We start from the raw sequence: 12,811 nt of genomic DNA, 5'->3' as shown, positions 1-12,811 counted from the left end.
CTCAAATGTTTGAACTGGCGAACTCCAATTGAGATCTTTTTGCTTAATCTGCGTCATTAAATTTGTTCAAGTTATTTATTGCAATCTACCAAATAATAAAAAATCCACACAAAACACAGCAGTCTTATGTGGAGCCTTTAAATATTCGAATATTTGCAAACGATCGTAATTACGATTGCTCTACTTCTTACTTGCTAGCCTTGTCAAGTGCTTCGCGTTCCTTTAAGAAAGCAAGAACTGCTTGGTGTTGAGCACGACGCTTCTTGATGTTTTTAGCGTTAACCGGACGACGGTCGTTACCTACGCCAACATGGACGTTTGTTGAATCATGACGCATAACAGGAAAACCTCCCTTCATTTATTCATGCATTTTATCATTTTATACTTAAAACCGCAGTTTTTCAAGGTCTAGACTAAAAAAGAGACCACCTGAGCTGTTACCTGCAATGGTGGTCTTACTTTTTTAACGGTTAAATATCTTTAAATTATTGCTGGTGGCTGGAGAAGTTTGTGTTAGTTCGCCCCGCACAACGATCCGGTTAGTCTCCCCAGGTTCTCCTGAAGCACAGGTGAATAATGTTACTAACTTTTGCTGCCCCACATTATCCACCCAGTAGACTTCTGTTTCATTGATTTTTTGGCGCACAGTAACCGTATAAGTGTAGACCTTTTGCCCATCAGTCAGATAGATCTTATCTCCTTTTTGTACCCGGGCCAAGGGTCCAAACAAGATCTTATCGTTCTTCATGTGGTGTCCAGCCAAAGCATAGTTATTAGCTGCCCCCAGCTGCTGGTCAGCCTTCATTGTCCCAGCTCCACGAATTAAGTTACTATTTTCTAAACCATAAAAGATCGGCAATTTCAGCCCGACTGCAGGAATAGCCACCTTCCCAATCGCTTTTTGTTTAGCCATTGATGCTTTGACCACTTCGCGATTGTCTACGGCCTTAACCGTCGCAAAGTCAAAATTTCCCTTTTGTGTCTTGGGACTATAAATTTTGGTTGTTAAGGCAGACTTTTCCATGTGCCCAATCGCCATGGTTTTGATCTGTTCGTTAAAAACTAAGGCCAACCCAATAACCACCAAAAGCAACGCCAAAACCCGATAGAGCCAACTTTTGTGACTTTTCTTAGCTGCCACTTCGCTACCTCCTTAAAAATATTAATTTCATTCTAGCATGTTTTGCCCCCTCGCTACACCTCTACTGTTTCGCCTGTCTGCGTCAAATAGAGGTACTTGTGGGTTACCGGTGCAGCTACCATTTGTTGTAAAGCCAGTTGATAAAGGTTAAGTTGCCCCTGGTATTCCCGCTTCATTCGCTCGCTAAAGGCCTGGGCATCTTCGCCAGCAACTGCTCCTGCGTGGCTAGTGGCTGCCATATGTCCAAATGGATGGTTCGTCTTGTAGTCAAAAATCACCACTTCGTCCCCAGTGTCGACATACCCGTCAATGATCCCGTGAACCAGGATCGGCTTGCTAGCCGTTGCCGTGATGGCAAAGAGTTTTTCGGGTTGGATTACTAGCGAGAACGGAACCTCACGGAAAACTTGGTCTGGATGGGCTAGAACCAACTGGCCCACCGGGGTTTGATAGAAGTTAACGATCCCATCAAGGTTAATCCGAGCAGCAACTTCTTGACTAAGCAGATTATCCTGGACTAACTGCTCACACATTGCTTGGACCCGGTCCTTGGTTACCTCCTGGTGCAGATCCATTTTTTGGAACAACAAGTGAGTTGCAGTCCCGATTTGGGCTGCCGATACCGGTTTGGTCATTGTTGGCATAAATGATGGCAATGAAAATTCATTGTCCAAATACCGATTAACTTGCCCATTTTTAGCTCCATCAAGGTTTTGCAGTCGTCCCATCCGCTCAGTATCTGGATCTTCAAATAGGCGCCGAATATCTGATACCGACTGAAAGGCGGTGGTCCGTGTCAAATCAAGTTGATCGTAGTGGTGGTTCAAGACTGCCGCCATCTCTTTTAACATCTCAGGGCTGACATGCTCTTGCCCCGCCTCAGTTTGAGTTGTCAACCATTGATCAACATCCGTCGGCTGCTCATGTTCAATCTGAGGTAACTGATCTGGTCCAATAAACCGAACACTGAAATCCGCCCCACTAGCTTGAATAAATGTCGGCTCAGGCAAGTTCGTATCAAGTGGGTAACCAAACTTATGGCTCCGAATTAGGCACATTCCTAGCCAATCCATCAAAGATGTTTGGGCTGCCCGTGCGCCGGCTGGCAAGACCAGTGCGTCGGTCATCGCTGCCCCCTGCCATTTTGTGAGCACTTTATCTTGTTTGTCATACGCTCCGATGATAAGCAACTTCTGCTCAGCCCGCGTCAACGCTACATAAAGGAGCCGCATCGCCTCAGCCCGGTTTTTCCGTGCAATCCTATTCTGCGCTAATAGTTTAACCAGGGAGTCACTCTTGATGGTGGCCGTGTTGGCAACGCCTGGAATCTCAGGATCAGTTAATGGTTGTACATAAGTTAAACCAGCACCTTCGGTTGGGGTAAAGATCACACTTTGGCGCTCATCCGTGAGGTTAAATTGATGGGTAGCATCGAAAAGGACTACAATCGGAAACTCTAGCCCTTTACTCCCGTGAATAGTCATCACTGTTACCGTATTGCCAACGCTCTGTGTGGTTGCCGCGTTAAGATCATCATTATTTTCTTCCATCCGTTCAACAAAGCGAATAAATTGAAAAAGTCCTTTAAATGATGTCTTTTCATAAGCTGCCGCACGGTCATACAGCGCATGCAGGTTGGCTTGGCGTTGGGGTCCCCCAGGCATCCCGGCTACATAATCAATAAAGCCTGTCTGATCATAGATATCCCAGATTAGATCAGCAATCGCCTGCTGGCGGGCGAGATCACGCCAGGCGATCAGTTGTCGCATAAACTGGTCGACACGCTCCCACAACTCGCGGTGTAGCTCATCGTGAGTTTGCCAATACTTAGTTAATGCCGTGTAATAATCACTATCTCTTTGGGTCAGTCTGATCCGAGCTAAGTCATTTTCCTTGAGGCCCACAATTGGCGAACGTAAAACTGCTACTAATGGGATATCCTGTCGGGGGTTATCAATGATTTTTAGCAATGAAACCATGATTCTGATCTCGGTTGTCTGGAAATAGTTAGCCGCATCATTGACATATAAAGGAATACCAGCACGACTGAAGTAATCCATGAGTGTATTGTTGTTGCTACGCGTCCGCGTCAAAATAGCGATATCACTATAAGTAATCGGTCGCATCTCACCTGTCTTTCGGTCAAAAATCCGGTGGCTACCATCACACAATTCTTGAATCTTGGCAATCAATAATTGCACTTGCCCCGTCACCTTATCCGGAACAGGTTCTTCTGTCGCTCCATCCTGTTCACAATAGAGCAGGATTTCGGCTTGGAGGTCCGCCACATCGGCAGGGAGCGCCTCAGGTTGGGTTTGAGGATAATATTTCGCCCCAAACTTTAACTGTGCATTAGTGTCATAGTCCATTTCCCCCACTTGTTGGTCCATCAGCTGACTAAAAATCAAATTGGTAAAGTCTGCTACATTTTGTACTGACCGGAAGTTCTCAGCTAGGATCACCCGTTCATCGTCATTGTCAGTCTGGGCATAGCGGTGGTATTTATCCAAAAAGAGCTGGGGTTCAGCAGAACGAAAACCATAAATTGACTGCTTAACATCCCCAACCATGAAAAGGTTGCCGGGTTTAGTTCGGGCAAAGCTCGTCAGGATTGCTTCCTGGAGGTGGTTAGTATCCTGATACTCATCGATCATGATTTCCGCAAACTGGTTACGCATACTGGTTTGCACGTCTTCATTCTGTAAGATTTGTAAGCTTAAATGTTCCAAATCATTAAACTCTAACAGGTGGCGCCGCCTTTTCTCTTGGGCATATGCATCCATAAATCGCAGGGTCACTTCTGCCAGTTTATTAGCTAAGCGGTAGCAAGCATGTAAGGTTTGCCGAACGGCTTGTTCGTCTTCCCCAAACCACCGGGTACTGAGATTTTTGAGGGTTTTTTTAACATCGTCAATCAGTGCCTTGATCCGTTCCTTCTCTTGGGTTGCCACAGGATCAAGGTTCCGACCATAATATTTCTTAGTGAATGTAAAGGCCAAGAGTGCTTGAATGGTGGCATACTCTGGGTCCGAAGCGGCCAAAGCAGCCAGAACTTGGCGTAAGTGAGCTTGATCATCGGCAATCTTAGCAGCTGCTTTGTCAAAACCATTGTTTTCAGCAATTGTCTGTGCCAAGGTCAAATTGCTAGCTTGTTGCTCTAATTCCTGTTGTACCAAAGGAATGATCCCCTGCCGAAATAGTTCCATCTGGCCTAAACCTGCTTCAGGGACCCGGTAGGCCTGGCCCAACTTTTGGAGCCATTCCTGGGGGTGTGGTAAGGATAACGATTGCCGATAAGCCCGCAATACAATCGTTGTCAGACCTTCGTCATCACGGTCATTGGTAAAATTATCGGCTAATTCTTTGAAGGACGCACAGTCGGATTCAGGTGTGTCCTGCCCTTGATAATAGGCTTGATAATACTGCTCACGCACGTCTTCCCACACATTTTCCATTAACATGGTCTGTTCAGCCGTGTCCGTCAACATCCTGAAGCCCGGATCAAGGTTGATAACATAGTAGTAGCGACGGATGATTTGCAAACAGAAAGCATCGATGGTGCTGATATTAGCAACATTTAGCTTCACTAATTGTTGCCGGTAACGGCGCACTTCGGCTGGCGTAGCTGTTTGCAGTTCTTTTTCGAGCGCCTTTTTAATTCGGTCGCGCATTTCAGCGGCCGCTGCTTCGGTAAAAGTTACGATTAAGAGCTGGTCGATATCAGTTCCTTGCTTAATCTTTTCGATCACCCGTTGGACTAAAACCCGGGTCTTCCCAGACCCAGCTGAGGCAGCCACCAGGATGTTTTGCCCCTGGTCAAAGATTGCCTGTTTTTGTCCCGGTGTAAAATTAATTTCTGCCATTGTTGTCCCCCTCTTGCTGTGCATTATTTAATAGCTCTAAGACTTCTTGGAGTCGCAATTCTGGAATTGAGCGATAGTTATTCTCAGGTAACATCTCGTCAAATTGCATAATCGCCTTGTAATCAGAGTATGCAAGCACACTTGTATTGTCAGTAAAGCGCGCCGGAGCCAAACTAACATCTCCGGCAAAAATTCTTTGGGCAGCCGCTACAATCAGGTGCTCATCGTGGGCCACCAACTGATTGAGTTGGTCAAGTGTCAACAAAGTATTGGTAGTCGGACTGCTAGAGGCAAACTGATAATCGCCTTCCTGTCGTGCTTTTTTTCGTTTAACTGGATAAATGCTGGAATTGGCAGCTTTAGTCGCATCCCCCGCTAGATCCTGATCCAAAGTCAACAAGAAATCTTGGTCGTTGACCAACAAGCCGTTTAATTTGTGTTGCTTAAAGATTTCCTGACTACTATTCTTCTTGAGAACTTGAGCTTGATTCAAATTAGGACTAAAGATCCGCATATACAAAGCACCGGCTGGTTCAAACCGTTGGGTTGCTGGTAATGCTTGGGCTTCGCGCTCTAAAAAGGCTAAGTATGTTAATAATTGCAACATAATACCAGCATATGCTTTACCATAGCTAAACCGTTTATCGCTAGATTTATAATCAATAATTGTCCGGTAGCGTTTATTATTAGCCACCAATTCATCGATGCGGTCAACTTTTCCCCGTACGTTGACGCGGTAATCAGCCTGGTTTTCCACAGCAAAATCATATTGTAGCCCTGGCCGACTATTGGTATCTCCTAATTGACCATACACGACTTCGGTTCCAATTGTTTTGACTGGCGACTTAGTTCGGGACTGGCGCACCGTCCACCCCATATGTGCAATTGTCCCGTGGATTTTATCCCCTAAGTACCGCATCCGGTGTGAACTCTGCAAAATGCGGAATTCATCCCGGTGTTGAATGTCATCCATAATCGCAGTCATCATCCGGTCAAATTCGGTTGCACTCAGCTCAGCCAAAGTCTGGCCGGCCTGCGCTAGGCGGTCAAAAAGCTCTTGCAATGCCAAATGGAAAATCGTCCCCCGAATCGTAGTTGACATTTCCAATACTTCCCGTGGTTGCAGTTGCAGTCCATATTTCAAGAAGTATGAATAAGGATTGGAGTAGAATTCTTCTAGCTGTGAAATAGAAGTGTTCAGTACCAACTTATTGTCTTGTTTGCTAGCATAGAGCTCTTGAGCTACTATTGGCTGCAAATGTTCTGGTGAATTGTGGTATGTCAACCCACCTAAGAGCTTGTGGGCTAGTTTGGCCCAATGTGGATCTTTGGTTAAAACATTATAAACAGCCTGCCAGCGGTCAGGTAACGGCTGATTTTCTTGGAGGGCGTGCCGAGTCACCCCAGCTAAATTGGTCAAAGTCAAGCGGGGGGCGCCAACATAGTCAGCAATTGCCCCCGTAGTTACGGGTGGGATCGTTGCTACTTGCCGGACTGGTAAAGTAAAGTGTGTGACGATCTGCCGTAAATATGGCGATGGGTTAACTGTTTTTTCACCATCAATATTGGCGGGGTAAGATAGATACAATTGCTGGTTGCCCGACATAAAGGCCAAATAAGCAATAAACGCTTGATCAAGCATCGCATACTCACTGCTTGGTTTAAGTACCTGGTTATCTGCTAGCAATGGGGTTAAGAGGGCACGATCTTGGTCAGTTAGTAAGTCGTCTTGTTTGATAATTTCTGGCATGACCCCTTCACACAGCCCAAGTATGAAAGTCACTTTTTGTTCATTTAGTTGGGCTAACAATGCGTCTGACACAAGTACCTGGTCTAACGTAGCTGGAATTTGCCCGTAGCTAGCTCCTTCAAACCCACTTTGCAGGATTTCAAGAAAGTTGTTGGCAACAAAGGGCTGCTTTCCTAAAACTTCGTTATATTCTTCGACCATTCTAATCAACATTTGCCATACTTCTTTGGGACGGGAACTTCCCACTACATCCCCTGCTTGGTGGGCTTGTTCTTGGAGTTTTTGTAGCTGAACCACTACTCCGTTTTCCACTAAGAACGTGATTAGTAATTTAGCCGCTTGGGTCCCCGTTTGGGCGTGGTCTAACTGTTTAAAGAAAGGCGGTAGTGTCTGCTGAATATAATGTCTGATAAAGTTGATCTGATGTTCAACTTTCTTTTCACTAGCAAACTGTTCCCGTCCCGCCGTTGTCTTGCGATAAAAGAACTTCCAGTCCTCTTTTTGTAACCAGTCACGAGCACCATTGAAATTATATTTAAGGATGGCATTCTCCGTAATATCCAGAAGCTCCCTAAATTTATGCCGACTCATATATTCATTTTCGGCATCTGGGTCGCGGGGGAGTAGCAACTCTGTCTTCAATAGCCGCATCATATCCTGGTATTGATAGTTGTGTTCCTTAATTTGAAACAAAGCTGTCAACAACTCCACTAGCGGGTGATTACTCATTGTTTGGCGACCATCAATAAAGGCCGGAATCTGTGCCTGCTGTAATAGTGGCTGGATGACTTCTTGGTAGGCTGTCAGGTCCGGCGTCAAAAGCACAAAATCGTTATAATGGTAACCTTCACGCGCTACCATCTGGTGAATCTTGTTAGCAACAAATCTCACCTCGGCGTCCTTGGTCGCCGCTTGAACTACATGCACAGCTGTCCCAATATCATGCACTGCGTTATTGGTTTGGCCCGTATTACTCTTTATCCAATAATCCTCCAGTCCGAGGAGGCCTGGTGCGGTGATTCGAGGCTGTTGAACTGCTAAATTCCGTACGGCTACTCCTTTTGCCCGTGCCAACTGGTTAAGCCGGAAGTATGTCCGCCCTGTCCGTAGATAGAAGGAACTAGGGTCAGGTAGCTTTGAGGACGGTTGATCTAACACAAGCGCCACAAACACTTGCGCTGCTCGTTGAAACAGCACTTGAAGCACTTGTTCTTCTAAAGCATTGTAACGGTAAGCTTTATCAAGGAAAAAATAAGTATGACTCAGGTCTGCCTGAGTAAAATATGCTGCCAAAGCTGTTAAAACGGCTGCATTATCAGTATATTTACCTTGCAAATAATGTTCATATTCTCGATATACTAATGCCAAATCGGTTAGTTTTGCTTGGAGGTCGGCTTGCTGGCCCACATCTGGGGCTACTTGCGGGATCAGCTCTTGAAGATCTGTACTACTGATGTTAGCAGCCCGCAAATCGTTCATCTGTGTTACCAGTTTAGCCACAAACCCCGGTTGATTTTTTTCACCCCGAAATAGGCGCAGGTCATCCCCTTTATCTTGCAAAATTTTGGTCACCAGCATGTTGGTCCCAGCCTGGCTCAAGCGGGGCACCTGATAAACTGGTTGGTCCTTGAGAAAATACCAAGCTAAACGGGTGAATGAGTAAACTTGCACCTGGTTTGTTGCAAATGTCGCCTGCCGCTCAACGCCTGCTTGTTGCCGTAGCATATCCAGTATTTTAACCTCTGTCCCAAACTTAACGTGATCAGGGACGATAAAATAAAACTTCCCTTGTGGGTCCGCTTCTTTAAGCGCCAGCATTTGCTCCAGCAACTCCTGCTGGTGGTCTTGTGACGCATTGCCAAGAATAAAAGTAAGCCCCATATTATTGCCTCCAAATCATAATTGTCCATGACTCATTTTAGCAGAAAACAAAAAGGAGCTGCGGCGCGATCACTAAAAGATCACTCCGTCAGCCCCTAAAGGGTTATTTTTGTGACACTAAGTAGTCTAATAACTGGAACATCACTTGTCGATTTTGCGCTGGAACGCCATGAGCAATAATTTCTGCTGCCGTTTGGTGCAGATCATTATTGTCATCTGGATAAGTAGCATCGTTAATGGCAATTTCGCGCACATTATCCAGCGCTGGTTCAAAATGAAATTGTAGACCAATTACATTATCTTTCAACAAGAAACCCTGGTTGGCAACCAGATCACTACTGAATAGCAACTTTGCTCCCGTAGGAATTTCAAACATTTCTTGGTGCCAATGCAATACTTCCACCGTTGCTGGCAAGCCCGGAATCACGTCAGTTTGCAAATAGACCGATGCCCACCCAACTTCTTTATGTGGAGCCGCATGTACCCGGGCTCCCTGAGTATAAGCAATCTGTTGGGCCCCAAAACAAGCGCCAAAGAGCGGTTTATTTTGGACCAATAGTTCCCGAATCAAATCTCGCTCCGCCTTGACCCAAGGTAAATCATCGTTGGGACTTTGGGGACTACCCAAAATCACTAGCATATCTGTTTCGTCTGCTTGAGGCAACCGGCCAAAGGTCGCCGGATGATAAATGTACACTGCGTGTCCATGTGCATGGGCCCAATCTTGAATAGTCCCGGGTCCTTCATTCGGCGTATGCTGCAAAATATTAACTCTCATGTAAGTTTTCCTTTCCAACGACGGCAAAGTTTATCCGGTTTCGCCTGCAAATACCTGAAATTATTTTTAATATAAAGCATACAAGAGATAGTTGACAAGCAAAAAATAACTATAGCTGGATCTTGGCAGCAGAATATGTTTCCTTTCGCAAACAAGCTAGGTTTCATGTCCAAATAATTTAAGCAGTCATTATCTTTTCTCCGCCTACTTTTTCTAGCTGACACGATATATTAAAAAATATGTGCTTTTCAAAAAGGCTTCAAACCAGGGTTCTTCTCTTGTGAAACGCGCATATTTTACTATATGCCGTGTCATAATTGCTACCAGAGCAAATCTTCATTTCAACTGTTGGTAAATAAAATTCCTTTTTGGCAAAATCTGGATATAAAAAGAACGAGGCTGAGAGAAAATAAAGTTTTCTCCCAGCCCCGTCGATCTTTACCAATATTAGTTGCAAAGATCCATCATATTTTCCTGTCAGTGCTTAACCCAACAGCCTATTTCAATGAGTCCCAAGGTGCCAATGGAATAGGTTCTTGGTGCAACAATTCCTTTTGTGCCGGGGTCAGGTACTTCTTGTTGATGATCACTTCATACATATAATTATCAAACCATTTATCAGTCATAATGAAATATCCCGCTTGCCCAGGCTTGTCACCCCACGAGTTTTCAACTTTCCATTTCGTTGGTTGACCTTCAACCAGATCAACGCCTGTCATCGTCATTGCATGGGAAACTTCCCCCTGCCCGCTGGCGAGCCGATCCTGTTTGGAGAAACTCAAATCCACCCCAAAGAGTTCATCTTGCTTGAAGAAATCTGGGTCTAAAATCCCGGCCTTACGGTCAGAATCCGCGCCCACATCACATCCAAACCAAGCTGTCTCACCCGCTTGTAGCTGCACAATTGTCGCCTGCTTTAACGCTGCTGTATCCACAATTACGAATTGGTTCGTCCGACCACCAGCAATATAATCTTGGCTTGGAAGAGAATATACCTTACCTAACTCGTGGTCCGGTGCGTCTGTCAAACAAACATAATCATTAAAGTCAACTTTGATGTACTTGGCATAGAATTCCTGTGGAGTTAGGTTCCGCACAATGTGGTAGTTGTTATCCTTGTCCCGGTATTCGAAATCAAATTTTTCAACTGGTTTACCAAAGGCAAAAACTAACATCCGGTAAACCTCACTCAAAAAGGCCTGTTTTTGTTCAGCAACTGCAGCCGGAGTTTGACCGGCAGCTATCATTCGCCGTAAAAACATGGCATCGCGCCGCAGCTTCCATTGCAGGGTTGTATTTAACCCGGCAGTGTTAGAGCTGGTAAAAGTTTCTTCCATCGCACTCTTGGGCACCAGTCCGTACTTTTCAATCAATGCTACCGCATTGGACCACTGCCCGCCGTCACTGTCATTCCAGCTCAGGTTCCACTGGACTAACCGATCGTTAAGGGGACGGTCGGCTGTAGCAATGATCCGTTCATAAAATGCATTAGCCTTTTCAAGGCGATCATAGAAAGCATTGTAGTTTTGAGAAAACTCGAAATCTTTCAATTTTAACTCTTGTACTAACTGATGACGCAACGTATTCAGGGTTGCAAACAACCAGCAACGTCCTGATTGCTTCTGGTTGGTAACCTTGCCAGTCTTAACTTCAACTGAAAAGACATGGTCCAGATGTTGCTTAGCCGCAAAATTCTTGCTAGCTTCGACCACTCCAGTGTTTTGAACTGCTCTGGCCAACGGCTCTGCTCCCGGATACGCGGCTAATTCCTGTTCGTACCGTGCTAGGTCTGCAGCTGTGATCTGAGCTGACACTGGCATTGATTCATTTTCCATTCTTTCACCACTTCCGCTAATTTTGTTCGATTATACCACAAATCAAGGAGGAAACTTTTTATTCTACTGGCCAGTCAATACTTTGACTCAAAGCAACGTTACGGTTAATTTCTTCTACCAACGTTCCGATTTTTTGCTGGAGGGCGCCTAAAGACCAGTTGCCCAGATACAGTCGCCGCGGCATTTCTTCCATTTGAGCCAGGGTAATGATTGCCTGGCCGACCAATTCGGGGTCCCCACTTTGGTTGTGATTGAGTTGGGCCAAGCCGGCCATTGTTTGCCGTACCACCTGGTATTCTGGCAGTTGCTTTTGGGGCCGTTTCATCGAACGGTCATCCAAAAAGTCAGTGCGCACTCCGCTAGGACCAACAGCAGTTACCTGGATCCCAAACGGTGCTACCTCATCAGCCAACGCCTCACTCATCATGATGACAGCCGCTTTAGTTACCGAATAGATAGCTTGTCCTGGCCCGGTCACTGTGCCTGAGATTGAAGCAATATAAGCAGCCGGTAAATTAGCTTCGGTCCAGCCTACCAGTGGTTGAGGTACTTCTCCTTCTGTCCCCGCAATTGTAGCCCCGATCAGGTGGGTAACTCCTACCTGCTTCATCGCGCTAATGATTGTTTGAGTTGCCTAAGCATCAGACATCGCATTTAGATAAACTAAGTCAACGCCTTGCAAGGCCTGCATTAGTGCCTTTTGGTCTTGGAAAGTCCCATCAACCAGGCTAACCTGGTCTCCTTTTAACGCAGCCAGACGGGTACTGATATTCCGCCCATATAAGACAAGTTCCATGTCCGTTCCGGCCAATAGCCGTTGACTAAATTGACGCGCAATTTGTCCAGCGGCCCCTAAAACTAGAATTTTCTTCATAATAGTTTCCTCCTGATTATTAATTTGTATGCACATGCATATATCATAAGAACACTTACTTTTTGTCAACCCTCCCACATTTTAGTTGACACCGTGTCACTTTGTGTTATTCTTGATTTTAAAAGTGACATCGTGTCACATAGATGCTAAAGAATACAGGAGAGAATTATGCCTAGTTCGACTTTTTTAAACCTACCCACACCGAAAAAGGACCGGATCATCCATGCTCTGGTCACAGAGTTCTCGCACCATCCCCTGGCCGATGCTCAAGTAGCCCCCATCGTTAAAGAGGCTGCGATCGCGCGCGGGGCTTTTTATAAATATTTCACTGATTTAAATGATGCTTATCACTTTGTTTACCAACTAGCAATCCAAACAATTCATCGCGCCATTCCTGCTCCGCCAGTTGCACACTCGGCTGCCACCTATACTAACTTTACCCGCTCCTTCCTTGAACAAGCGGTAGCTAGTGAATACTTTTTATTTATCAAGAACCATCTTTTATTTAATGAACAAAATGTCTCCACATCAGTACCACTAGATTCTGATGCAAAAACATGGGCTGCTGCTACCCTGAGCCATGCAGCCCTGCGCGAGGCTATTGCCACATCGGATTCTGCCACTCAAGCGTTGATTTTGACCCGACTTAATACAGCCTTAAAGCACTTATTTTCAGAGGAGGATTGACT

At 45.5% G+C, this 12,811-nt stretch carries 9 protein-coding genes; 1 reads left to right on the top strand and 8 read right to left on the bottom strand.

What is annotated here, in order from left to right:
• Positions 1 to 187: 187 nt before the first annotated feature.
• The 8 genes from G541_RS10535 to G541_RS10615 all read right to left on the bottom strand — a co-directional run bounded on the left by G541_RS10535 (position 188) and on the right by G541_RS10615 (position 12,122).
• The gene (locus G541_RS10535; protein ID WP_009553931.1) at positions 188 to 337 is read right to left on the bottom strand and encodes a hypothetical protein; all 150 of its coding nucleotides are present in this window, start codon (positions 335 to 337) and stop codon (positions 188 to 190) included.
• A 126-nt stretch (positions 338 to 463) separates the two neighbouring features.
• Positions 464 to 1,141 (bottom strand): class A sortase, encoded by a 678-nt coding sequence (locus G541_RS0104510; protein WP_027826637.1) that lies wholly within the window; start codon positions 1,139 to 1,141, stop codon positions 464 to 466.
• 53 nt (positions 1,142 to 1,194) lie between these two features.
• Entirely contained in the window at positions 1,195 to 5,004 is a 3,810-nt protein-coding gene (addA, locus tag G541_RS0104505) for a helicase-exonuclease AddAB subunit AddA (RefSeq protein ID WP_027826636.1), read from the bottom strand.
• Positions 4,991 to 8,635, bottom strand: a complete 3,645-nt coding sequence (locus G541_RS0104500) for a PD-(D/E)XK nuclease family protein (protein ID WP_027826635.1) — start codon at positions 8,633 to 8,635, stop codon at positions 4,991 to 4,993. Before G541_RS0104500 ends, addA begins: the two co-directional genes overlap by 14 nt.
• Before the next feature lie 103 nt (positions 8,636 to 8,738).
• Positions 8,739 to 9,413, bottom strand: coding sequence for a type 1 glutamine amidotransferase (locus G541_RS0104495; RefSeq protein ID WP_027826634.1), 675 nt, complete (start codon positions 9,411 to 9,413; stop codon positions 8,739 to 8,741).
• A gap of 497 nt (positions 9,414 to 9,910) precedes the next feature.
• On the bottom strand, positions 9,911 to 11,227 hold the full coding sequence (locus tag G541_RS0104490; protein ID WP_027826633.1) for a C1 family peptidase: 1,317 nt from the start codon (positions 11,225 to 11,227) through the stop codon (positions 9,911 to 9,913).
• A 79-nt stretch (positions 11,228 to 11,306) separates the two neighbouring features.
• Positions 11,307 to 11,858: an SDR family NAD(P)-dependent oxidoreductase gene (locus tag G541_RS10165; protein ID WP_235806345.1), complete on the bottom strand. Its 552-nt coding sequence runs from the start codon at positions 11,856 to 11,858 to the stop codon at positions 11,307 to 11,309.
• 24 nt (positions 11,859 to 11,882) lie between these two features.
• Entirely contained in the window at positions 11,883 to 12,122 is a 240-nt protein-coding gene (locus G541_RS10615; protein ID WP_051174558.1) for an NAD(P)H-binding protein, read from the bottom strand.
• Between the two features lie 168 nt (positions 12,123 to 12,290).
• On the opposite strand from G541_RS10615, the gene G541_RS0104475 reads away from it, so the two are divergent.
• Positions 12,291 to 12,809 carry a TetR/AcrR family transcriptional regulator gene (locus tag G541_RS0104475; protein WP_027826632.1) on the top strand — a complete coding sequence of 173 codons (519 nt, stop codon included), beginning with the start codon at positions 12,291 to 12,293 and terminating at the stop codon, positions 12,807 to 12,809.
• The last annotated feature ends 2 nt before the right edge of the window (positions 12,810 to 12,811 follow it).

The organism is Ligilactobacillus saerimneri DSM 16049 (assembly GCF_000423265.1).
GTDB classification, from domain to species: Bacteria; Bacillota; Bacilli; order Lactobacillales; family Lactobacillaceae; genus Ligilactobacillus; species Ligilactobacillus saerimneri.
This window is presented reverse-complemented; position numbering and strand designations above follow the sequence as displayed.